22 protein-coding genes are annotated in these 21,060 nt (G+C 72.3%); 5 read left to right on the plus strand and 17 right to left on the minus strand.

Features of this window, described 5'->3' with window-relative positions; genetic code table 11:
* Positions 1-8: 8 nt before the first annotated feature.
* The 3 genes from GVV76_RS10690 to GVV76_RS02910 form a co-directional block, all read right to left on the minus strand.
* Positions 9-1,157: a DNA alkylation repair protein gene (locus tag GVV76_RS10690; RefSeq protein ID WP_442858361.1), complete on the minus strand. Its 1,149-nt coding sequence runs from the start codon at positions 1,155-1,157 to the stop codon at positions 9-11.
* Positions 1,154-2,029: a hypothetical protein gene (locus GVV76_RS02905; protein WP_159624866.1), complete on the minus strand. Its 876-nt coding sequence runs from the start codon at positions 2,027-2,029 to the stop codon at positions 1,154-1,156. The genes GVV76_RS10690 and GVV76_RS02905 overlap by 4 nt, the downstream gene beginning before the upstream one ends.
* A 307-nt stretch (positions 2,030-2,336) precedes the next feature.
* Positions 2,337-3,023 (minus strand): GntR family transcriptional regulator, encoded by a 687-nt coding sequence (locus GVV76_RS02910; protein WP_159624868.1) that lies wholly within the window; start codon positions 3,021-3,023, stop codon positions 2,337-2,339.
* A 187-nt stretch (positions 3,024-3,210) separates the two neighbouring features.
* Between GVV76_RS02910 and GVV76_RS02915 the strand changes: the two genes are divergently transcribed.
* Genes GVV76_RS02915 through GVV76_RS02925 form a run of 3 tightly spaced genes read left to right on the plus strand, consistent with a single transcriptional unit; the run spans position 3,211 to position 5,152 of the window.
* Positions 3,211-3,444 (plus strand): hypothetical protein, encoded by a 234-nt coding sequence (locus GVV76_RS02915; protein WP_159624870.1) that lies wholly within the window; start codon positions 3,211-3,213, stop codon positions 3,442-3,444.
* Positions 3,441-4,241 (plus strand): alpha/beta fold hydrolase, encoded by an 801-nt coding sequence (locus GVV76_RS02920; protein ID WP_159624872.1) that lies wholly within the window; start codon positions 3,441-3,443, stop codon positions 4,239-4,241. Before GVV76_RS02915 ends, GVV76_RS02920 begins: the two co-directional genes overlap by 4 nt.
* Entirely contained in the window at positions 4,238-5,152 is a 915-nt protein-coding gene (locus tag GVV76_RS02925; RefSeq protein ID WP_159624874.1) for an alpha/beta hydrolase, read from the plus strand. Before GVV76_RS02920 ends, GVV76_RS02925 begins: the two co-directional genes overlap by 4 nt.
* A 192-nt stretch (positions 5,153-5,344) precedes the next feature.
* On the opposite strand, the gene GVV76_RS02930 is transcribed toward GVV76_RS02925, so the two are convergent.
* Positions 5,345-6,067, minus strand: a complete 723-nt coding sequence (locus GVV76_RS02930; protein WP_236263177.1) for a DNA alkylation repair protein — start codon at positions 6,065-6,067, stop codon at positions 5,345-5,347.
* Between the two features lie 66 nt (positions 6,068-6,133).
* On the opposite strand from GVV76_RS02930, the gene GVV76_RS02935 reads away from it, so the two are divergent.
* Positions 6,134-6,337: a hypothetical protein gene (locus tag GVV76_RS02935; RefSeq protein WP_236263178.1), complete on the plus strand. Its 204-nt coding sequence runs from the start codon at positions 6,134-6,136 to the stop codon at positions 6,335-6,337.
* Here the strand turns inward: GVV76_RS02935 and GVV76_RS10560 are convergent.
* Together GVV76_RS10560 and GVV76_RS02940 are read right to left on the minus strand one after the other, a co-directional pair.
* Complete coding sequence (locus tag GVV76_RS10560) at positions 6,316-6,438, minus strand: hypothetical protein (protein ID WP_268891764.1); 123 nt, start codon at positions 6,436-6,438, stop codon at positions 6,316-6,318. The genes GVV76_RS02935 and GVV76_RS10560 overlap by 22 nt on opposite strands.
* 136 nt (positions 6,439-6,574) lie before the next feature.
* Positions 6,575-7,327, minus strand: a complete 753-nt coding sequence (locus tag GVV76_RS02940; RefSeq protein WP_159624876.1) for an NAD(P)H-binding protein — start codon at positions 7,325-7,327, stop codon at positions 6,575-6,577.
* Positions 7,328-7,651: 324 nt separating this feature from the next.
* On the opposite strand from GVV76_RS02940, the gene GVV76_RS02945 reads away from it, so the two are divergent.
* On the plus strand, positions 7,652-8,101 hold the full coding sequence (locus GVV76_RS02945; RefSeq protein WP_159624878.1) for an ATP-binding cassette domain-containing protein: 450 nt from the start codon (positions 7,652-7,654) through the stop codon (positions 8,099-8,101).
* Positions 8,102-8,110: 9 nt separating this feature from the next.
* Here the strand turns inward: GVV76_RS02945 and prmC are convergent, their stop codons facing one another.
* The 11 genes from prmC to lysA all read right to left on the minus strand — a co-directional run bounded on the left by prmC (position 8,111) and on the right by lysA (position 21,060).
* Positions 8,111-8,995, minus strand: a complete 885-nt coding sequence (prmC, locus tag GVV76_RS02950) for a peptide chain release factor N(5)-glutamine methyltransferase (protein WP_159624881.1) — start codon at positions 8,993-8,995, stop codon at positions 8,111-8,113.
* A complete protein-coding gene (gene prfA / locus GVV76_RS02955) occupies positions 8,992-10,092 on the minus strand; it encodes a peptide chain release factor 1 (protein ID WP_159522282.1) in 1,101 nt (366 codons plus the stop codon). The genes prmC and prfA overlap by 4 nt, the downstream gene beginning before the upstream one ends.
* 94 nt (positions 10,093-10,186) lie before the next feature.
* Positions 10,187-10,399, minus strand: coding sequence for a 50S ribosomal protein L31 (gene rpmE / locus GVV76_RS02960; RefSeq protein ID WP_159522280.1), 213 nt, complete (start codon positions 10,397-10,399; stop codon positions 10,187-10,189).
* Between the two features lie 269 nt (positions 10,400-10,668).
* Positions 10,669-12,624, minus strand: coding sequence for a transcription termination factor Rho (gene rho, locus GVV76_RS02965; protein WP_413227732.1), 1,956 nt, complete (start codon positions 12,622-12,624; stop codon positions 10,669-10,671).
* A gap of 325 nt (positions 12,625-12,949) precedes the next feature.
* Positions 12,950-13,711, minus strand: coding sequence for a CE1759 family FMN reductase (locus tag GVV76_RS02970; protein ID WP_235904939.1), 762 nt, complete (start codon positions 13,709-13,711; stop codon positions 12,950-12,952).
* A gap of 31 nt (positions 13,712-13,742) precedes the next feature.
* Positions 13,743-15,017, minus strand: a complete 1,275-nt coding sequence (locus tag GVV76_RS02975; RefSeq protein ID WP_235904914.1) for a CE1758 family FMN-dependent luciferase-like monooxygenase — start codon at positions 15,015-15,017, stop codon at positions 13,743-13,745.
* Positions 15,018-15,188: 171 nt separating this feature from the next.
* Positions 15,189-16,163 (minus strand): permease, encoded by a 975-nt coding sequence (locus GVV76_RS02980; protein WP_159625137.1) that lies wholly within the window; start codon positions 16,161-16,163, stop codon positions 15,189-15,191.
* A 5-nt stretch (positions 16,164-16,168) separates the two neighbouring features.
* On the minus strand, positions 16,169-17,098 hold the full coding sequence (locus tag GVV76_RS02985; protein ID WP_159624883.1) for a TIGR03943 family putative permease subunit: 930 nt from the start codon (positions 17,096-17,098) through the stop codon (positions 16,169-16,171).
* The gene (thrB, locus tag GVV76_RS02990) at positions 17,095-17,994 is read right to left on the minus strand and encodes a homoserine kinase (protein ID WP_159624885.1); all 900 of its coding nucleotides are present in this window, start codon (positions 17,992-17,994) and stop codon (positions 17,095-17,097) included. Before thrB ends, GVV76_RS02985 begins: the two co-directional genes overlap by 4 nt.
* A 2-nt stretch (positions 17,995-17,996) precedes the next feature.
* Entirely contained in the window at positions 17,997-19,319 is a 1,323-nt protein-coding gene (locus GVV76_RS02995) for a homoserine dehydrogenase (protein ID WP_159522270.1), read from the minus strand.
* A 235-nt stretch (positions 19,320-19,554) separates the two neighbouring features.
* Complete coding sequence (lysA, locus tag GVV76_RS03000) at positions 19,555-21,060, minus strand: diaminopimelate decarboxylase (protein ID WP_235904912.1); 1,506 nt, start codon at positions 21,058-21,060, stop codon at positions 19,555-19,557.

The following is a 21,060-nucleotide window of genomic DNA, read 5'->3' on the forward strand; positions in this document are numbered from 1 at the left end:
CGCCCATCTCACAGGTGCTTGAGCGCCTCGCGGCGGCTGAGGGCGGACAGGCCGGGGTGGGTCTCGACGAAGGCACGCACCCAGTCGCCGTCGGTGCGGGCGTAGTCGCGCAGCGCCCAGCCGATGGCCTTGCGGATGAAGAACTCCGAGTCCTCCTCGTTGGCCTCGATAACGTCGGTCAGGAGGCCCAAGTCGGTGCGCTCCTTGTGCTGGAGCTGGCAGATGATCGCGCTGCGTCGCACCCACAGGTCGGGGTCCACGGCCCAGGCACGCATGCGTGCGGCCGCCGCCAGGTGGGCGCGCACGACAAGACCCACAGCGTGGGAGGTCTCGTCGACGAGGTCCCACCACTGCCCCGTGCGCAGGAGGTGCTCGTAGAGCGCGAGGGACTCCAAGCGGTCGGCGTGCGGCGCGGAGCGCGTGGAGCGGATGATCGCCAGGACGGCGAAGCGCTCCTCGCGGTGGGTGGCGCCGTCCCACAGGTGGCGCAGCGCCTCCTCCCAGGTGGCGGCCTCGCACCAGAGGTCTGGGTGGGCGGCGGCGATCCGTCCGTCACGCATGGCGACGAGGTGGTCGGCGTAGCGGGCGGCGAGGTTGATATCGCGCAGGACCATCACCACGGTCGTGCCGCGCAAGCGGTTGAGGTCGGTGAGCAGGTCGAGGACCTCGACCTGGTGGGTGAGGTCGAGGAAGGTGGTGGGCTCGTCAAGGAGGAGGACATCGGTGTGCTGTGCGAGAGCCATAGCGATCCAGACGCGTTGGCGCTGCCCCCCGGAGAGCTCGTCGACCGAGCGGTCCGCGAGCTCGGCGGTGCCGGTGGCGGTCAGGGCGTCCTCGACGACGCGGCGGTCCTCATCCGTCCAGGACGGCGAACAGACCGTGGTGGGGTGCCGACCGCGGCCGACGAGATCGGCGACCTCGGCCTGGCGCTCCTCCCAGGTGGGGGCGACGGCGTCAGCGTCCTCCGGCGCGATGGCCTCCTCGGGGTCCGGCGCGGCGTCGTCAGGGGGCTCGACGCCGGCCCAGGAGTCATCGTCCTCCCAGCCGTCCCAACCCGAGGCGCCGGGGGGGGCGGGGCCGTGCTGGCCCCGCCCCCCCCCCGGCGAGCACCGACTGATCAGGTGAGCCGCGATGGTCGAGCGCGTCGCCGCGCTCAGGCGCGCCGAGAGGCCGCCCGCAGGACGATGCCGGCCGTCACGAGCCCGATGGCGAGGACGCCGAGGACCGTGGAAGCACCCGTGCGGGCCAGGGAACCGGGCTGGGAGGCGGCGGAGCCCGCCGGGACACCCGCGCTGGCGGCGGCGCCGGCGGCGGCGGAGCGCGCCAGGGCACCTGCGCTGGCGGCGGCGGTGACGGACGGCGCCTGAGTGGCGGTGGTCGCGGAAGGCGCGCTGGGAACGGCGGAGGCGCTCGGCGCCGCCGAGGGCATCGCCGAAGCCGAGGGCGCCACCGAAGCCGAGGGCGCCGCCGACGGGGTGCCGCCGGGGGCGGCGTCAGCGCCGGGCTTCGCGGCGGTCACGGTGACCTTCGCCGTGACATCCGGATTGTCCTTCAGGGAGATCGTGTAGACGCCGGGCTTCACCTCCTTGCCGACCGTCCAGTCGACAGTGCCGACGCCCTGGGCATTGTGGGTCGTCTTACCGACGGCGATGTCGCCGGGGGACGCGATGACCTCCGACACGGTGCCGGAGGGCAGACCGGTCACCGTGATGGTAAGCGTCTTGCCGACCTCAACGGAGGGGGCGGACAGGGCGATGGCCGGGAACACGATCCTCGCGTCGTCATCGCCCCGCTTGCCAGCGTCACCAGCGCTACCAGCATCACCAGCGCTGCCAGCGTCACCAGCGCCACTAGCGTCGCCAGCGGTACCAGCGCTGCCCGAGTCGTTGACCGTAGGGGACGCGGCGCTCGGGGAGCCGGTGGCATCGCCGGCGCCGATGGCGCCTTCAGCGGCGATGCTCGGGACGGCCATGAGGCCGAGGGAGAGCACGGCGGCGCCGCCGGCGGCAAGACGAGGAAGCCTTCTCATTCTGGGAATCCTTCGATTCAGGGAACACGGGTGCCAACATCCTACGGCCGTCCGAGCCCCCGCCGGACCGCTCGTGCGCTCTCGGCCATCATTTGATGCCAATACGTCACCTGCGCCGCGCAGGCCCATGGTCAGGGCGGCGCAGTTCAGGGCTCAAGTGGGCGCGCTGCTGCTCGGCACGGGCCGGACCCCGTGGCGGCCAGGCCTCGCCAAGGTCACGGGCGAGGACCCGCATCGGCTCCAACCTCCCGCGGGGGCACCGACCAGGAGGGGACCAGAATGAGTCACAGCCGTCCCGAATGCGGACTCAGATGGCGAGCTCATACATGTCGCCGCGATAGAGCGCCACCGTGCGCTCAAGGTTCTGCCCGCCTGAGACCTGGGCGGTGACAACCGTCTGCAGGCACGGCTCCGCGGGCTCCACCTCAAGCAGTTCCGCCTCGCGCCCCTCCGGGAGCCGGGCGGACACGACGATGCCGGTGCGCTCGATCTGAAGCTGGTACTGCTGCTCGATCAGCTCGTACAACGACCCGGTGAGATCGCATCCGAGAATACCGGGGACGATGGCCGCATTGAGGACAGCCGACTCGAACCCGATGGGAATCCCGTCCCCCAGGCGCACACGCCGCACCTCGACGACGAATCCCCCCTCACCGACGGCGAAGAAGTCGCCCTCGGCGTCATCGATGGGCGGTCGCAAGGTCGCCGAGACGAGCCGACTACTCGCTCGACGCCCCGAGGCCCGCAGCGCCTCGGTGAACGAGGCGGACGCGCGAGCCACCTTGGTCACCCGGGAACGCGCCACGAAGGTGCCCCTCCCAGGCACCCCGCGAAGCAAGCCGTTCTCCGTGAGCATCTGAAGCGCGCGACGCACCGTCATCGTTGAGGCGTTGAAGCGTCGAGCCATCTCCTTCTCGGTGGGCAGGCGAGCCCCAGGTCCCGCCTCAGCCGCCATCGCCGCGATGGCCTCACGGATAAGCTCATACTTATGCACGACTTCCCCCGTACGTGATCGAGCCGCTCTCCCCCGCCCGCCATGGGTGTACCATCAGCATCGAACACCCTATGGTTGGCGACGCTACCATATGGTGACCTGCGGAGTCTCAGTGGCAGGCCCGCCACGCGCGAGATCCCGCTCCCCCGACCTCGCCCGGAACCAGCTCAAAGGAGAGTGAGCTCTCATGCAGTCCCCACCGCATCGGGGCGCCGTCATCACCCCGCGCGAGGTCGCGGCACTGGATATCGGCAACGCCAAGATCAACGCGGAGCCGGCGCGCGCCGGTGGAGCGGGCGCGCTCGGGATCCATGCCGCGGCGACCACGCCGTCGGCCGTCTTCGCCCTCAAGGCCACCCCTGGGGCGCGCGGCAAGACGCTGGAGGACATCGAGCATGAGTTCATGAGGAGCGAAGCATGACGGAAGCAACTGGGATCGCCCGCATCCGCACCATCAGGGCCGGAGCGCCTCAACTGCTCCTCAATCACGGCGTCACCGACAACGCGGCATCACTATCGGCGGCGCACCGGCACTGGCGGAGCCATTACGATGTCACGTCGATTGATGCGCGTGGGCACGGCGTTTCCCCCCATTTCAACCCCGCAGAGCTGAGCGATCCGATCGGGGTTATGGTCAAGGATCTCATCACCATCCTTGAGGGCCGCCAGCACGATACCGCGGTGATTCTCATCGGCCACTCGATGGGGGGCGCGGTCTGCGCCGCCGCCGCCGCCAGCCGCCCGGATCTCGTCGACGCGCTCGTGCTGGAGGATCCCGCCTGGCTCTCCGAGAGCCAGAGGACCGCTTACAGCGACGAGGGGCCGACGCTGGCTGCCCGGATGGCATGGATCGCGGATCACCCTGACGAGGCGCTCACCGAGAATCGGAAGAGTTACCCGGCGTGGGACGTTGAGGAGTCCTGCGCATGGTTGCAAGCCAAGATCCAGGTGGATCGGGACTTCATCCACACCGGCGTCGTCTCCCCCGCCACTTTCTGGGCGGAGACGGCATCAGCCCTGGTCACGCCGACGCTCCTGGTCACATCCGACGGCGACGACGTCCTCATAGGGCCTTCCGGGCTGGAGGAGGTCCAGGCGCTCGGCAACGCCAGGATTCGCACGGCCATGGTCCCCGGCGCGTCGCACTGCGTGCGCCGCGACCGCTCCGAGGGCTTCTACGCGGTCTGCGACTCGTTCCTGAAGGAGGTGGCGTCATGACTCTCGACCCCGCCCGCCTCATCGATCCTGAGGTGTCCACGGCCGCGGCGGACATTCCGCCGCAGACCGCCTGGGATCCACTGACGATGCGCGCCGCCGGGGCGGCGATCCTCGATCATGAGACCCCCGTCCCCGATGGGGTCACTCGCACGATCCTCGCTGTGCCGAGCGGCGGCGAGGAGGTGGAGTTGAGGGTTCACGCCCCGCGGCACGGCGCGAATGCCGTCATCCTGTCCATCCATGGTGGCGGTTTCGTCTCCGGTCAGGCCAAGTACGACGACGCGTGGAACGCCACTCTGGCCTTGCGCACCGGCGCCACAGTCGTGAGCCCGAACTATCGGCTCGCTCCGGAGTCCTCCTTCCCAGGTCCTCTAGAGGACTGCGTCGCGGCCTGGACATGGGTCACCACGCAGTACCCTGAGGCGACGTGGATCGCTTACGGCGACTCAGCCGGAGGGAACCTGACCGCGGGGCTGACTCTTCGTTGCCGGGACACCGGCGCCCCCATGCCGGACCATGTGTTCCTCATTGAGCCGGTTCTCGATGACCGCCTCAACACGGCCTCGATGCGGAACGCCACCAGCACGCCCGTATGGGATCTGCCGAACGCGACCGCCTCATGGTCAGCGTATCTTGGCGATCAGGATCCGACGCCCCATGCGGCTCCCGCCAGGGAGGCCGATCTTTCAGGGTTCCCGCCGACGTTCCTCCTCGTGAACCAGTGCGATCCGCTTATGGATGAGGATCTGGCTTTTGCCAGGGCCCTGACTGAGGCGAATGTTCTAACCGAGGCGGTCCTGCTTCCCGGGACCTGCCATGGAATCCTCGGCCTCAACGGGCCGAGGGTCGCCGAGCGGGCACGGGAGTTGGTTCTCGGACGACTGGCCGATCTCATCGACGCCAGGGCCTGAGCGACCCCATCTCAGCGCTTCGCGGAGGTCTCATCGTCTCCTGCCAGCGGCCACCGGCGCTGCTGGAGGCGCTCGGGGAGAACGACTTCCGCCACGTGGGCGCTCCCCCGCCGTCGGCCCCACACCACCCGGGCGCCGCGCCACTCCCAGGCCCGCTTCTCGGCAGGCCGGAGAGACAAGCCGCCCCCGGCCTCACAGGTGCTTGAGCGCCTCGCGGCGGCTGAGCGGCGACAGCCCCGGGTGGGTCTCAACGAAGGCACGCACCCAGTCGCCGTCGGTACGGGCGTAGTCGCGCAGCGCCCAGCCGATGGCCTTGCGGATGAAGAACTCCTGGTCTTCCTGGTTGGCCTCGATGGCGGCGGTCAGGAGGCCCAAGTCGGTGCGCTCCTTGTGCTGGAGCTGGCAGATGATCGCGCTGCGTCGCACCCACATGTTCGCGTCCACCGCCCAGGCACGCATACGTGCGGCCGCCGCCAGGTGGGCGCGCACGACGAGGCCCACGGCGTGCGAGGTCTCATCGACCAGGTCCCACCACTGGCCCGTGCGCAGGAGGTGCTCGTAGAGCGCGAGGGACTCCAAGCGGTCGGCATGAGCGGCCGAGTACTTGGAGCGGATGATCGCCAGGACGGCGAAGCGCTCCTCGCGGTGGGTGGCGCCGTCCCACAGGTGGCGCAGCGCCTCCTCCCAGCTGGCGGCCTCGCACCAGAGGTCTGGGTGGGCGGCGGCGATCCTCTGGGCGATACGGCGGGTGACGGGGACGCCGACGCCGTACATCGCCATCTCGGACTTCAGGTAGGCGCGCTGCTGCTCGGCGCGGGCCGGGTCCCCCGCCGCGGCCAGGGCCTCGCGGAGGTCATGGATGAAGGCATCGGATTCCATATGGCCTTGCTCCCGGCCCAACGCATCAAGGCTCACGGCACCGTCTCCTCTCGCTGCGCTGCGGATATTCTTCCACGACGCACCCGTGCTTGGCTTGACCCCATGAGCAGCCGTTCCGACGCCGTCGTCCGCAAGCCCGACTCCTTCGCCGGAGCCACCCGCCTGGAGGCGCAGGGCCTGGACTGGCTGGCCGAGGCCATGCCCGACGGCGGCGCGCACGTCGTGCCGGTGAGAGTCGGCGAGGGCTGGATCGAGGAGCCCCGCCTGAGCGCCGGCGCCAACGCTCAGCGCACGGCCCGCGGGTAGCGCTCCCGGACGGTGAGGTCTTGTCCCGTGGCGGCCTCGCTGAAGCCGACGGTCAGCGCCTCCTCTCGCAGTGCCGAGTCGGAGGGACGGGTCTGGTTCATGTCGAACATGCCCCCCCCGGCAACGTGCCTATTCGACCCGCACGATGTCGGTGTACTCCTGCTCGAACAGGTCTACATCGTCGCCGTCACGCGTACGGTCCCAGATGTCCTTATGCGGCACACGCGTGATCCAGCGTCACTTGCCACGTCGGGCGAGGTCGTCCTGGACACGCTGCGGCTCCTGGGCCAGCGGCACGTTGTTGGTGTCGAGCACGCCGTCGAGGCCGCCAGCCTCGTCCGCGCGCGTCGCGGCGAACAGGGCCTCGAAGTCGGTGACGGGGGCTCCGGCCCTGCTGAAGATCTCCACGGTGCGGCGGGCGCCGGAGGGGTTGAGCGCTCCCTCCAGGAGCACCTGGGCGATGTGGCGCCGGTCGACTCCGGGCTGCCCGGTGACCAGGTCGCCCTGCCGCAGGTCGATCTGGCGGTCGGCGGGACCCTGGTAGTCGAACCAGCCGGGGCGCACGATTGTGTAGGGGTGGCCGGAGGCGCGCACGAGCCGCTCAGCGCGGCGCTTCCACTCCACGAACTCGTAGTTGCTGGCGCTGGCGCCGGCGGAGTGGCTTGTGTTCATCGCCGTCATGAGGCTGATGTGGGTGTCGCAGTCCCCGAGCGCCTCCAGCAGCGCCGGGATGACGGCGTAGAAGTTGTTCTCGCCGTCACTGTCGCCGCCGTGGGTGAGGATGACGGCGTCCACGTCCGCGACGAGCGGACGCAGCGCGTCGGCGTCGGCGGGCGCCGCCTCGACGATCTCGGCGCCGTCAGGCAGGGATCGTCGCGCCCGCTGGGCGTTGCGGGTCTGGGCCTTGACGGTGTGGCCGCGTTGGAGGGCCTCGTCGACGACGACGCGTCCGACTTTTCCGGTTGATCCGATCACCAGGACAGTGGTCATGTGGCAGCTCCGTTCAGAAGGGTTCGGCTGGGTAGCGACGACGGTACTCGTCGATCACGCGGGTCAGCCGTCGTCCGCTGCACGGGAAGTCTGCCCGATGGCCGCGGAGTGAGCCAGGGCCCGCCGGTACCCCGATGTCAGGGCCGGTCCGCTCAGGCGTGGCGACTCGGGCGAGGACGTGAAACTGACTCGCACTCCTGGTCGCCCGCTGGCACAGGACTGCGATCCCCCTGTCGGGCTGGGTACCAGGGCACCGCGCCAGGACGGGCGAGCACCCACCAGTGCCCAGCCGTCAACCGCCTCGCGCACCCCCGAGGATCAGCCATGAGCGCCGTCGTCTGCAAGGACGTCACCCAGCGCTTCGGCGACCTGACCGCCCTGGACTCGGTCAGCCTGGAGGTCCGCACCGGAGAGATCCTTGGGATCATCGGACCCAACGGCGCCGGGAAGACCACCCTTCTCAGCCGGATCGAGGGACTGGCCAAGCCGACGGCGGGCAGCATCAAGGTCCTGGGCCTGAACCCAATCGCGGGTGCCCACGCCCTGTCCCTGCGCACCGGCGTCCAACCGCAGCAGGCCGCCCTGCCACCGCGGCTCAAAGTCGGGGAGGCGCCGGAGTCCCTGTCCGAGATCGAGGGCGCGACCGAGATCGAGCGGGGGCACAGCGCCACCGCCTCCGCCAGCGCCTCACGCGAGACCGCATCGCGGAGCACTACCGGGGCAAGGACATCGACCGCGCGACCGAGCCGAACAGCTGGAGCGCGAAGGCGGTGAAGGGCCGTGTCAGGTCCGTGGGTTTGGCTCGGTGACGGCCCGTAGGTAGCGGTCGCGACCGGCGAGGTCCTGGCCGGTGACCGCCTCGGTGAAGCCGGCACCGAGGGCGGCGGCCCGCAGCGCGGCCCCCTGCCCGGGGTCGTGTTCCATGACGAGCACGGCGCCGGGGCGCAGCAGGGCAGCGGCCCGCTCGATGACGGCGAGCGGCAGGCGCAAGCCGTCCGCTCCCTCGCCGTACAGGGCCAGGTCCGGGTCGTACCCGGCCGTCTCGACGTCCTCCACCTCCCCGGCGGGCACGTACGGCGGGTTGGAGACGACCACGTCGACGCTCCCGTCCAATTCGGCGAGCACGGCCGGGGCGGTGGCGTCACCGCCGACAACCTCCACCCGTCCCGGGGCCAGGCGCTCGCAGTTCTCCCGCGCCAAGGCGAGGGCGGCGGCGTCGATCTCGACGGCCCACACGCGGGTCAGGGGAACCTCCGCCGCGACCGCGGCGGCAATGACCCCCGAGCCGGCGCACAGGTCCACGACCACGGGGCCACGTCCCTCCTCCGACGCCACCGCCCGGGCGGCCTCGATGGCGGCCCCGGCCACCACCTCGGTCTCAGGGCGCACGATGAACACACCCGGTCGGCACTCCAACTCCAGCCCCCGGAACCACATGACGCCGAGAATGCGCTGCAGCGGTTCGCGTGCGGCGCGGCGCTCCACCAGCGCCGCGTATGCGGGGGCGAAGCCCTCGGGGGCGCCGTCGGCGAGCAGCAGCGGCCCGCCCAGCAGGTGCTCGGCCAGCAGCCGGGCGTCGACCTCCGGCGAGGCGACGCCCGCCAGCGCGAGCGTCTGCCCCGCCTCCCGCACCGTCCGCCGCAGCGCGTAACGGTCGAGTGCGTTCACGACTGCTCGCCGACGGCCGCCAGGCGCTCCGCCTCGTCCATGGCGATGGCCGAGTCGATGACCGGCCCCAGGTCGCCGTCGAGGACGGCGTCGAGGTTGTAGGCCTTGTAGCCGGTGCGGTGGTCGGCGATGCGGTTCTCGGGGAAGTTGTAGGTGCGGATGCGCTCGGAGCGGTCCACGGTGCGCACCTGGGAGCGGCGGGCCTCAGCGGCCTCGGCCGCAGCGGCGGCGGCGCGCTCGGCCAGCAGGCGGGAGCGCAGGACCCTCAGCGCCGCCTCCTTGTTCTGCAGCTGGGACTTCTCGTTCTGCATGGACACGACGATGCCGGTGGGCAGGTGCGTCAAGCGCACGGCCGAATCAGTGGTGTTCACGGACTGGCCGCCGGGGCCCGACGAGCGAAAGACGTCGATGCGCAGGTCGGCGGGGTCGATCTCGAGCTCACCGGGGTCATCGGACTCGGGCATGACGAGGACCCCGGCGGCGGAGGTGTGAATGCGGCCCTGGCTCTCGGTGACGGGAACGCGCTGAACCCTGTGGACGCCACCCTCGTACTTCAGGCGGGCCCAAACCCCGTCGGCGGGCTCGACGGCGCCGCGCGCCTTGACGGCCAGGCGGACGTCCTTGTAGCCGCCCAGGTCGGAGTCGGTGGCGTCCATGATGGTGACGCTCCACCCCATCCGCTCGGCGTAGCGGGTGTACATGCGGGCCAGGTCGGAGGCGAACAGAGCGGATTCCTCCCCACCTTCGCCGGCCTTGACCTCGATGATGACGTCCCGGGCGTCGTCGGGATCGCGGGGAACGAGGACGTGGCGCAGGCGGTCGGCGGCCTCCGCCTCAGCAGCCTCGAGGGCGGGGAGCTCGCCGGCGATCTCGGCGGCGAAGCCGGGGTCCGCGGCGGCGAGCTCGGCGGCGTCATCCAGGTCGGCCCGGGCATCCGCCCAGGCGCGGTGCGCGGCGACGACCTGCCCGAGCTCGGCATAGCGCCGCCCGAGGCGCCGCATGACGGCGGGATCGGCCGCGGCGGGACCGGCCATCTCCACCTCCAGCTGGGCGTGCTCGGCGAGCAGCGGCTCGACGGCGCTGAAGTCCTCGCTCATCATGGTCCTCTCGGGGCGGAAGGCGGATTGCCGGGATGCGACGACGCCGGCGCTGGGCTCGCGGGGAGCCGGGCGCCGGCGTCGGTCGGGATGCTTACTTCTTGCGCTTGCCGTAGCGGGCCTCGAAGCGGGCGACACGGCCACCGGTGTCGAGGATCTTCTGCTTGCCCGTGTAGAACGGGTGGCAGGCGGAGCAGACGTCGGCGCGGATCTCGCCAGCGGTGACGGTGGAGCGAGTCTCAAAGGTGTTGCCACAGGTGCAGGTGACCGTGGTGGCCACGTACTCGGGGTGAATGCCCTGCTTCATAGGTGTCTCCTTCAGCAATCAGAGGGTCCCGGGTCCCGCACGGCGGCGCGGGTGAACCGGAGGCCGTGGGTGATTATGCCGCCGCGCGCCCCGGTGGCACAACGCGGCGGCCAGTGACGCCGAGCACCCGGAGCTGGCCCCCGGGCGCCGTCCTCGGGCGATTGACCACGCTACCTGGAGGACTGACGCGCGGGCGGGCCTGCCAGCCTCGATTCCGAGGCGGCAGGGCCCACCCGCGCGCCTCGCCGGGGATGCGTCCTGTCAGTTCGTCACTCGCCGTCGTCGGCGTCCGCCAGGGAGGCGCCCGCCGGCGTCGTCTTGGAGATGACCATGAGGAACTCGGCGTTGGACTGGGTGTCCTTGAGCTTGGAGAGCACGAGTTCGAGGGCCTGCTGCTGCTCCAGGCCCGCGAAGAGGCGGCGCAGGCGCCACATGATCTTCAGCTGAGCGGGGTCGATGAGCAACTCCTCGCGACGCGTGCCCGAGGCGGCCACATCCACGGCGGGGAAGATGCGCTTGTCGGCGAGCTGGCGGGAGAGCTTGAGCTCCATGTTGCCGGTGCCCTTGAACTCTTCGAAGATGACCTCGTCCATCTTCGAGCCGGTCTCCACCAGCGCTGTGGCCAGGATCGTCAGGCTCCCGCCGTTCTCGACGTTGCGCGCGGCGCCGAAGAAGCGCTTGGGCGGGTAGAGCGCCGCAGCGTCGACACCACCGGACAGGATGCGCCCGGAGACGGGGGCGGCGAGATTGTAGGCGCGGCCCAGGCGGGTGATGGAGTCCAGGAGCACGACGACGTCCTGCCCGAGCTCCACGAGGCGCTTGGCGCGCTCAATGGCCAACTCAGCGACGATCGTGTGGTCCGAGGCCGGGCGGTCGAAGGTGGAGGCGATGACCTCGCCCTTGACCGTGCGCTGCATGTCGGTGACCTCCTCGGGGCGCTCGTCGACGAGCACGACCATGAGGTGGGCCTCCGGGTTGTTCACCGCGATGGCGTTGGCGATCTGCTGGAGGACGATCGTCTTACCGGCCTTGGGCGGGGAGACGATGAGCCCGCGCTGGCCCTTCCCGATCGGGGAGACGAGGTCGATCACGCGCGGCGTGACGGCCTTCGGCGTGGTCTCCAGGCGCAACTGCTCCTGCGGGTAGAGGGGGGTCAACTTGGCGAACTCCGGGCGGCGCTTGGCTCGCTCGGGGTCCATGCCGTTGATCGTCTCCACGGAGACCAGGGGGTTGTACTTAACGCGGCCCGCACGGTTCTGCCGCCGGTTCTGGCGCCCGCTGTGACCGCCCCCGAACTGAGCAGACTCGCCGCCCTCGCGGACCCAGCCCGAGACGGCGTCGCCCGGGCGCAGGCCGTGCTCCTTGACCTGGGCGGCCGAGACGTAGACGTCCTTCGAGCCGGGCAGGTACCCGGAGGTGCGCAGGTACGCGTGGTTAGGGTCGGAGGCGTCGAGGATGCCGGCTACCGGGAGCAGGACCTCGTCCTCGCGGGGGGCGCGCTGCCTGCCCTGCTGCTGGTTGCGGCTGTCGCGGCCGTCACCCTCGTCGTCGTAGCGGTCGCGGCCGCGCTTGCGGCCCCGGCGACGGCGCCCGGGACGGCCCTCGTCCTCGCCATCGCGGCCCTCGCGCTCAGGGCGGTCCTCGCGGCGGACGCGCTCGGCGGGCTCGACGGCGGCGGTGCCGGTGACGTCGGCCAGGTCGCGCATGAGGGCGGCCTTGGCGTCGAGATGGTCCTCGGCGGAATCGGGGCCGTCGGCGGGGCGCTGGTCGCGCTCGGCACGGCGACGGCGGCGCGAGCCCTCCTCAGACCGGTCGGAGCGCTCCGCGCGGTCGGCGCGCTCGCGACGAGGGCGGAGTGCGCTGTCAGAGCTCTGCGCGGGGGCGTCCCCACCGCGCTCCGAGCGGGTCGGCAGGTCGAGCTCAAGGGAGGCGGGGACATCGCTCGGGGCACCGGCGGCGGCCGTGGCGCGGCGACGGCGCGGGCGGGAGGAGCCCTGCGCGGGGGCCTCAGTGGAGGCCGGCGCCTGGGCGCTAGCGGGCTCGGAGGCAGGGGCCGCGCCATCCTTGGCGCTGGAAGCGGTCGATTTGGCGCTGGAAGCGGTCGATCCCTGCGCCGCGGGGGCGCCGGCGTCACGGATCGCGGCGATGAGCTCGCTCTTGCGCATGCGGGAGGTGCCCTTGAGGCCCATTGAGGAGGCGAGCTGCTGCAGCTCGGCCAGGCGCATGGCAGTCAGGGCGGGGGCGCTGGAAGTCTCAGTCACGAGTGTCCTCATGGTGTGGCGCGCGCGATGGCTGCGCGCGGGTAGGGGGATAACCCGGATTCATTCACGGGAGAGGTGATGCACTGCGCGGCGCCAGGGTGATGCCTCGGTCCGGTGGTTCAGTGCTCGCGGCGGGCTGGCTGCGTCGCCACTGGGAGGCGCTATGGCTCGGCCGCTGGACGCAGCATAGCAGGGATCGGCGGCCATCCCCACTGCGGCCGCCAACACGCGGCGAGGCCGGGCCCAGGGCCCGCGCCCTCGTGGTCGTGGTTCGAGGGCGCACGAGCGCTCAGGAGATGCCGCCCGCCGCCTCCCCACCGCGCGACCCGCCGCGCGACCGCCCCGGCAGGAGGTCGGCCATCGGGGTGAAGCCCGCCAGCGCGTCCACCGGGGCCTGGCGGCTCAGCCGCGTCATGAGATCCGCGAGCTCCGCGCCCGCCCGGGTGATCCGATCGGCCAGGGGCGCCCCGCGGTGGGGGCCGTCGCCGTCGGAGCCCTGCGCCCATGCGGCGCCGAAGTCCTCGCTGGCGGCGAAGACCGCGAGCGTCGTCGGGCGGGCCTTGAGGTAGGTGAACAGCGGCCGCAGCGCCATCTCAGTGACGAGGCTGTGCCGCGCGGTGCCAGCGGTGGCGCCCATCAGGACGGGCGCGTCGCGCAGGGCGCCGTCGGGAATGACGTCGAAGAAGCCCTTGAACAGGCCCGTATAGGAGCCCTGGAAGACGGGGCTGACCGCGACGACGCCGTCGGCTGAGGACAGGGAGTCGATGGCGGACTGGAGCCCTCCGCTGATCGGACCTCCGATCCCGGCCAGGGCGATGTCGGCCGCCAGGGGTCGCAACGCTATGACCTCGGTGGTGGCCAGCCGGGCTCGCGACTCCAGGGCGGCGCGCGCGGCCTCCACGAGGCGCTCGGCGAGCATCGCGGAGGTCGACGGCGCTCCCAGGCCCGCGTGGACGGCGACGATCCGGGGGATGCGGTCCATCTGCGCGTGCTCGTAGGCGTCGGGCGTCTCGCCGTGCTCCCCGGCGGGAGCGGCACGCCTCGCGCCCATCACCCGCGCGCCGCGATACGGCTCACTCATGTCAGATCCTCACTCTCCTGCCCGTGAGCGGGTCGAAGTCGTTCACGAGCCCGAAGGGCTCCTCGGCAGGGGGATTCCCGCCGGCGAGGGCGGCCTCGTGGCGGGGGTGGAGCGGGGCGTCGGGGACGCCGTCGGGGCGGGAGCCCTCGAGCTCGGCTCGCAGGGCGGGCACGATCCGGGTGCCCAGGATCTCGAGCTGCTCCATCACGACGGAGTGCGGGACCCCGCCGGCGTCGATGAGGAAGCCCTGGCGCTGGTAGTCGCCAACGGCGTCGCGATAGGTGAGGTAGCGCTCGACGATCCGCTCGGGAGTGCCGACCGTCAGCGGGGTGTGGGCCGTCATGTCCTCCAGGGAGGCCCCCTGGTAGACGTAGCTGGAGCGGAAGTAGGGGGTGTAGCGCTCGATCGCCGCGGCCTCGGACTCAGCGGCGAAGAACTGGCCGCCCAGGCCGACGATGGCGTGTTCGGCCCGGCCGTGGCCATAGTGCTCGAAGCGCTGCCGGTAGAGGTCGACCATCCGCCTGGTGTGGTCCAGGGGCCAGAAGATGTTGTTGTGGAAGTAGCCGTCGCCGTAGTAGGCGGCCTGCTCGGCTATCTGGGGCGAGCGGATGGACCCGTGCCATACGAAGGGGGCTGCGCCGTCGAGCGGCCGGGGCATGGAGGTGAAGTCGGTCAGCGGCGTGCGGAACTCGCCCTCCCAGTCCACGTTGGTCTCGCGCCACAGGCGGCGCAGGAGGTCGTAGTTCTCCACCGCCAGCGAGATGCCCTTGCGGATGTCCTTGCCGAACCAGGGGTAGACGGGGCCGGTGTTGCCCCGGCCCATCATGAGGTCCACGCGGCCATCGGCGACGTGCTGGAGGAAGGCGTACTCCTCGGCCAGGCGCACGGGGTCGTTCGTGGTGATGAGGGTGGTGGCGGTGGACAGGAGGAGGCGGGAGGTGCGCGCGGCGATATTGCCCAGCAACGTCACCGGGGAGGAGGGGACGAAGGGCGGGTTGTGATGCTCGCCGGTGCCGAAGAAGTCGAGGCCGAGCTGCTCGGCAGCCACGGCCATCTCAATGGTGTTCTTGATGCGCTGATGCTCGCTGGGCGCGCGCCCGGTGGCGGGGTCGGCGACGATCTCGCCGACGGTGAAGATGCCGAAGTGCATCCGGTGGCGGGGCGCGGGGGCGGCCTGGTCGACGGGAGCGGCCTGGCTCACCTGGATGGCCGGGGACTGGCGGTCGGAGGCGGTTGTCGCGGGCGCCGCGCCCGGGATGGTCCGCGCGCTGCTCATGGCGCTGTCCTTTCGTGGCTTTCACGCCTGTGCGTGATGCCCCGACTCTAACCCAGTTAGTTGAGAATGCAACTACTCAGGGGTGGCGCCTCGATCACACCACCAGCCGTCCCCGAACCGGTCTCGCTCGTGTTTTCGACCGGTCTCGCTCGTGTTTTCGACCGGTCTCGCTCAGAGGGGGAGGAGGAGGGGGCCGATGGCGAGGGCGCAGAGGATGGCGGCGCCCAGCGCGAGCGGGACGAAGCGCACCACGAAGCGCCGCCCGAAGGCCCCGTACTGCATGACCATGAGTTTGAGGTCCACCATGGGGCCGACCACGAGGAACACCAGTTGGGCCGTGGCGGGCACGCCCGTGAAGGAGGCGGCGACGAAGGCGTCGGCCTCCGAGCACAGGCTCAGCACGATGGCCAGTCCGGCCATAACGAGCGCGGCCGCCCAGGGCCGCTCCCCCAGAACGGCGAACCACTCCCCCGGCGCCGCGACCCTGACCAGGCCCGCCACCATGGCGCCGACGACGAGGAAGCCACCGGCCTCCAGCAGGTCGTGCACGGCCGCCGCCCTAAAAGCGTCCAGCCTGCCGGCGCCCCCATGCCGGTGCTGGTCGCGAGCCCCATCGTGGGCGCCCCCTGGGCCCAGGGCGAGGCGGGCGTCGTCGTCGAGCAGGATCCAGGCCCAGCCGACGAGCACCGCGGCGAGGAGCGAGGCGACCAGGCGGGCGATCGGCATGCCGGGCGAGCCCTGGTAGGCCACCGCGGTGGACACGAGCACGATGGGGTTGATCGCCGGGCTGGCCAGGAGGAAGGCCAGGGCCGCGGCGGGCGGCGCGCCGCGTTGGATGAGCGAGCGGGCCACCGGCACGGAGCCGCACTCGCAGCCCGGCAGGAGGACGCCGGCCCCGGCGGCCACCGGGACCGCGAGCGCGGGGCTGGACGGCGTGGCGCGGCGCAGCAGGCGGACGGGAATGAGCGCGGAGAGCGCGGCGGAGACCAGCACTCCCAGCAGGAGGAAGGGCAGGGCCTGGACGGTGATGGCCACGACGATGGTCGCCCACGAACTCGCGGCGCCGTCGAGCCCGGGCGAGATCAGCAACTGGGGGCCCGGGGAGCGGAGGGAGGGAGCGCTCAGCGCCGCGGCCGCCGCGCCCATCGCGCTCACAGGTAGGGCTCCTTGGGCTGGGGGATCTCGCGGAGGCGCTCGACGTCGATCGCGGGCCCGCCTGCGGCCCCGACAACGGTGCCGACCACCTCGTACCAGCGGTCGGCGCGCAGGCCGCCGACGTCGGCGCCGGGGACCGTTCCGCCACCGGCGCGCAGCCCCACCTGGTAGGGGACGGCGTCGGCGGCGCAGCAGATGATCTGGAAGCGGCCCAGGACCCAGCCGCCCTCCCCATCGGGGGCGGCGAACCCGATCACGGTCACGCGCTCGCCGAGGAGCTCCCCGCGGCGTGCCGAGTCCCAGTACTGGCCGAGCTCGGCCAAGGTGAGCGGGTTGTCCGCGCCGGGGTCGAGGGCGGGCAGTGCCGTGCCGCGCCGGGCGGCGCGCGCGGCTAGGTCGATGCGCTCACCGGTCCAGGCGTCGACGGCCACCGCGCCACCGGCCTCGCCGTGGGCGGCTGCCGCTCTTCCCCCGCCCACGGCGGTGGATGCGAGCAGGGCGCTTCCCAGCGGCGCGGGTGAGGCGGCGGCCAGGACGGCGGGCAGGAGGAGGAGCCAGGAGGCCGCCCGCGGGCGGTGGGCGCCGCAGCCCCGCCGTCGCGAGCCGCGCAGCGCCCAGAGGCTCCAGGCCGCGAGGGCGAGGAGGAGGGCGGCGGTCAGGCCGAGCGCGGGGGTGAGCAGCGGCTGGACGTAGTGGTGGCTGCGCCCGGTGAGGACGAGCGCTCCCAGGAGCAGGCCGAGGACGAGGACGATGACGGCGCCGGCGGCCTCTCCCGCGCGGGAGGCGGCTCCCCCTGGCCCGGGACCGCGCGAGGCCGCCTCCCCTCCCCCGGGCGCCGGGGCGCAACCGGTCTCGACGCAGTTTTCGACCGGTCTCGGTGAGAGGGGGGTGGGGGCCTGAGTTCGGTCGGCCGCGGGGTCGCTCACAGGAGGCGGGCGCCCTGGGTGTCGATGCCGGGGGTCAGCACCTGCCAGCCGTGCTGCTCCAGGGTGAAGCGGGTCTGGTCGGCCAGGCGCGCCAGGACCAGCACGGTGGGACCGGCCCCCGAGATGACCGCGGGGTAGCCCTGCTCGCGCAGGGAGTCCATGACGGCCATGGAGCCGGGCAGGACGTCGCGGCGGTACTCCTGGTGGAGACGGTCCTCAGTGCCCGCCATGAGCAGGTCGGGGCGACCGGCGAGGGCCAGCATGAGGACCGCGGCCCGGGAGGTGTTGAACAGCGCGTCAGCTCGGGGCACCGAGTCCGGCAGGACCCGGCGGGCCTCCTCGGTGGACAGGCGCGTGGCCGGGGGCGGCACGAGGATCGTCACCGGCAGGGAGCCGTCCACGGGCATGGGGGCGGAGCGGGGGGTCCCGTCCGCCTCGATCCAGGCCACCGTGGCGCCGCCGTAGACGGCGGGGGCGACGTTATCCGGATGCCCTTCGAAGCGCGTGGCCAGGGAGAAGACGGCGTCAAGGGGCAGGGCCTGGGGGTCTGAGAGCAGGCCTCGGGCGAGCATGAGGCCGGCGACGGCGGCGCACGCCGAGGAGCCGAGCCCCCCGCCGTGGGGGATGCGGTTGACGCAGCGCATCTCGAACCCGGCCTGGGGGGCGCCGGCGGCCTCGAGCCCGGCGCGCAGGGCCCGCACGACGAGGTTGTCGTCATCGGTGGGGACGACGCCCTGACCCACGCCCTCTACGCGCACGCTCGTGGCGCCGATGATGGGGCGGACGCTGACCTCGTCGTAGTAGCGGAAGGCCATGCCGAAGGAGTCGAAGCCCGGCCCCATGTTCGCGGTGGTCGCGGGGACGCGGACCTGCGCCTCCTCATGGGCGATGCGCACCGTCACTCCCCCTCGACGCGCAGGACGGAGATGACCTCGCGGACCTGCTCCATGCCGCGCAGCGCATCGACCGCCCGGTCGAGGTGGAGGACGGCGGCCGGGTGGGTGACAATCGTGACGAGGGGATCGACGCCGTCGGAGACGTAGGAGGCCTGGCGCACGGAGTTGATGGAGATGCCATGGTCGGCCATGGCCTGCATGATCGCGGCGAGCGTTCCGGGGGCGTCCACGGCGCGCAACTGGATCTGGTAGCGGGTCAGCGCCGACTCGGGGCCGAGGATCGGCAGGTCGGCGTAGGCGAGCTCGCGGGGCGCCTGCCCCCCGCCGACGCGGTGGAAGGCGGCGGCGACGACGTCGGAGAGCACGGCGGAGGCGGTGGGCGCCCCGCCCGCGCCCTGCCCGTAGAACATGAGGCGGCCGGCGGACTCCGCCTCGACGAGCACGGCGTTGAAGGCGCCGTGGACGCCGGCCAGGGGGTGGTCCGCGGGGACGAGGGCGGGGTGGACGCGCACGGAGACGCCGTTGGCGTGATCGTCCTCGCGGCGCTGGGCGACGGCCAGGAGCTTGAGGACGCAGCCCGAGGCATGGGCCTCGCGGATGTCGTCGGCGGTGATGGAGCGGATGCCGGTGACGTCGACGTCATTGATGCCCACCCTCGTGTGGAAGGCGAGTGAGGCGATGATGGCGCACTTGGCGGCGGCGTCGAGGCCATCGACATCGGCGGTGGGGTCCGCCTCGGCGTATCCGAGGGCCTGGGCGGCCGCGAGGGCCTCCTCGAAGCCGAGGCCCTTGGTGCTCATCTCGTCGAGGATGTAGTTGGTGGTGCCGTTGACGATGCCGAGCACGCTGGTGACGCGGTCCCCGGCCATGGACTCGCGCAGGGCGTAGACCACGGGGATGGCGCCGGCGACGGCCGCCTCGTAGTAGAAGTCGGTGCCGGCGGCCGCGGCGGCGGCGTAGAGCTCGGGGCCGTGGGCGGCGATGAGGGCCTTGTTGCCGGTGATGACGGAGGCGCCGGCCTTGAAGGCCGCCAGGATGAGCGTGCGGGCTGGCTCGATGCCGCCGATGAGCTCGATGACGAGGTCGTTGCCGGTGGCCACGGCGGTGGCGTCGTCGGTGAGGAGCTCGCGGGGGATGTCGGTGTCACGCGGGGCGTTCACGTCGCGCACGGCGACGCCCGTGATCTCCAGACGGGCGCCGGAGCGGGCGGCGAAGTCGTCGGCCTGCTCGCCGAGCAGGCGGATGACCTGGCTTCCGACGGTGCCGGCGCCGAGGACACCGACGGTGAGGGCGCGCGCCGCTGGGCGCTGGGGATTCTCAGTCACGTCTGACCACCTGGTTCTCAGGGCGCGCGAGCGCCGGGGCTGGGTGGGCGCGCCGTCGGAGGGTCGCGGAGCACGCGGCGGCGTCCGAGCGGTGGGGCCGCTGGGCGCCTGGGGCGACGACGAGCCGGTCCGGTCCAGCATAGGGGCACCGGCCCCGCGGCGCTCGTCCCGACCGGCGGGCAGGCGGGGCCGACGGCGGGCCCAACCCCGCGGCGAGCCCAACCCCGCGGAGGGCTCAGCCCTCCAGGCGCAGGAGGTCCTCGACCGTCTCAGGGCGCAGGACCCAGCCCTGCTCGCCCCCCGCCACCCAGGCCACGCCCGGGCGGGTGAAGAGGTTGTAGTTCATGGCCATGGAGCGCCCGTAGGCGCCGGTGGCGGGCACGGCGAGCACGTCGCCGATGACGAGGTCCGCGGGCAGGTCGACGTCGCGAACGACGATGTCCCCGCTCTCGCAGTGCTTGCCGACCAGGCGGGAGCGCACGAGGCCGACGGCGGGGTCGGGGCGGCGGCCCGCCAGCAGCGCGGTGTAGTCGGCGCCGTAGAGGGCCGGGCGCAGGTTGTCGCTCATGCCGCCGTCGACGCTCACGTAGAGGCGGCTCGTGCCCTGCCCCAGCTCGACGCGCTTGAGGCCGGTCACCGTGTAGAGGGTGACCTGGGCGGGGCCGGCGATGGAGCGGCCGGGCTCCACTGACACATGGGGGACGGCGTCGCCGAGCTCGTCGCACAGTCGGCGCACCACGGCGGCCAGCGCGCGGGCGAGAGCCGCGGGTGAGGGGGCGGGGGCGTCGGCACCGGTGTAGGCGATGCCGAGGCCGCCACCCAGGTCGATCTCTTCGCACAGCACACCAGTGTCGGCCGCGACCTCGTGGCGCAGGCGCAGGACCGCCTCGGCGGCGGCCTCGAAGCCCGCGGGGTCGGTGATCTGGGAGCCGATGTGGGAGTGCAGGCCGCGCAACTCGAGCTCGGGCGCGGCGATGATCGCGTCGATGGCGGCGCGGGCGGCGCCGGTGTGGACCGACAGGCCGAACTTCTGGTCCTCGTGGGCCGTGGAGATGAACTCGTGCCCGCCGGCGTGGATGCCAGTGGTCAGGCGCACCATGAGCCCGGCGCGCTCATCGGGGCCGTAGATGCCCTCGGCGCGCAGGCGGCGCACGGCCTCAGCCGCGTGGGCGATCTCCTCGGGGGAGTCGACGACGAGGTGCCCGAGGCGCTCCTGGACGGCCGCGGCGACCTCGGCGGCGGTCTTGCCATTGCCGTGCAGGCCCAGGCGCGAGGGTGGGAAGGACTCAGAGTCGTCCCCCTCCCCGCTCAGGGCCGCCAGGCCGATGGCCAACTCGACGCGCGAGGCGGTGTCGATGCCGAGGCCGTCGGAGAGCATCCACCGGGCCACGCGAGTGGTGAGGAAGGCCTTGCCGGCGTAGAAGGCGTCGCCGCCATTCATGCCGTAGCCCGGCCAGAATTCCTCGGCCATGGCGGTGGCCCACACGCGCGCGCGCCCGCGCATATCGGCCTCATCGAGGACGTAGACGGGGGTGGGGGCGCTGGCGAGGATCTCGGACACTGAGCGCCCGCCGATCACCAACTGGCCGTCGTCGCCGCGGTGGGCCGTGGTGGGCCACAGGTCGGGGCGCTCGGCGGGCTCGGGGCAGGCCAGCGCGCCCAGGGGCCGCTCGCCGCTGGGGACCAACGCCTCGGCGCCCCCAGTGCCCCCGGTGCTGCTCCCGCTGCTCATCGGCGTCAT

This window comes from Actinomyces sp. zg296 (assembly GCF_009829695.1).
GTDB classification, from domain to species: Bacteria; Actinomycetota; Actinomycetes; order Actinomycetales; family Actinomycetaceae; genus Actinomyces; species Actinomyces marmotae.

Excerpts from the sequence above, each read along its gene's own strand:
- GVV76_RS02905 (WP_159624866.1), bottom strand. The coding sequence starts at position 2,029 with ATGAGAAGGCTTCCTCGTCTTGCCGCCGGCGGCGCCGCCGTGCTCTCC.
- GVV76_RS02915 (WP_159624870.1), top strand. The coding sequence starts at position 3,211 with ATGCAGTCCCCACCGCATCGGGGCGCCGTCATCACCCCGCGCGAGGTC.
- GVV76_RS02920 (WP_159624872.1), top strand. The coding sequence starts at position 3,441 with ATGACGGAAGCAACTGGGATCGCCCGCATCCGCACCATCAGGGCCGGA.
- GVV76_RS02925 (WP_159624874.1), top strand. The coding sequence starts at position 4,238 with ATGACTCTCGACCCCGCCCGCCTCATCGATCCTGAGGTGTCCACGGCC.
- GVV76_RS02935 (WP_236263178.1), top strand. The coding sequence starts at position 6,134 with ATGAGCAGCCGTTCCGACGCCGTCGTCCGCAAGCCCGACTCCTTCGCC.
- GVV76_RS10560 (WP_268891764.1), bottom strand. The coding sequence starts at position 6,438 with ATGAACCAGACCCGTCCCTCCGACTCGGCACTGCGAGAGGAGGCGCTG.
- GVV76_RS02940 (WP_159624876.1), bottom strand. The coding sequence starts at position 7,327 with ATGACCACTGTCCTGGTGATCGGATCAACCGGAAAAGTCGGACGCGTC.
- GVV76_RS02945 (WP_159624878.1), top strand. The coding sequence starts at position 7,652 with ATGAGCGCCGTCGTCTGCAAGGACGTCACCCAGCGCTTCGGCGACCTG.
- prfA (WP_159522282.1), bottom strand. The coding sequence starts at position 10,092 with ATGAGCGAGGACTTCAGCGCCGTCGAGCCGCTGCTCGCCGAGCACGCC.
- rpmE (WP_159522280.1), bottom strand. The coding sequence starts at position 10,399 with ATGAAGCAGGGCATTCACCCCGAGTACGTGGCCACCACGGTCACCTGC.
- rho (WP_413227732.1), bottom strand. The coding sequence starts at position 12,624 with ATGCGCCTGGCCGAGCTGCAGCAGCTCGCCTCCTCAATGGGCCTCAAG.
- GVV76_RS02970 (WP_235904939.1), bottom strand. The coding sequence starts at position 13,711 with ATGGGCGCGAGGCGTGCCGCTCCCGCCGGGGAGCACGGCGAGACGCCC.
- GVV76_RS02975 (WP_235904914.1), bottom strand. The coding sequence starts at position 15,017 with ATGAGCAGCGCGCGGACCATCCCGGGCGCGGCGCCCGCGACAACCGCC.
- GVV76_RS02980 (WP_159625137.1), bottom strand. The coding sequence starts at position 16,163 with ATGGGCGCGGCGGCCGCGGCGCTGAGCGCTCCCTCCCTCCGCTCCCCG.
- lysA (WP_235904912.1), bottom strand. The coding sequence starts at position 21,060 with ATGACGCCGATGAGCAGCGGGAGCAGCACCGGGGGCACTGGGGGCGCC.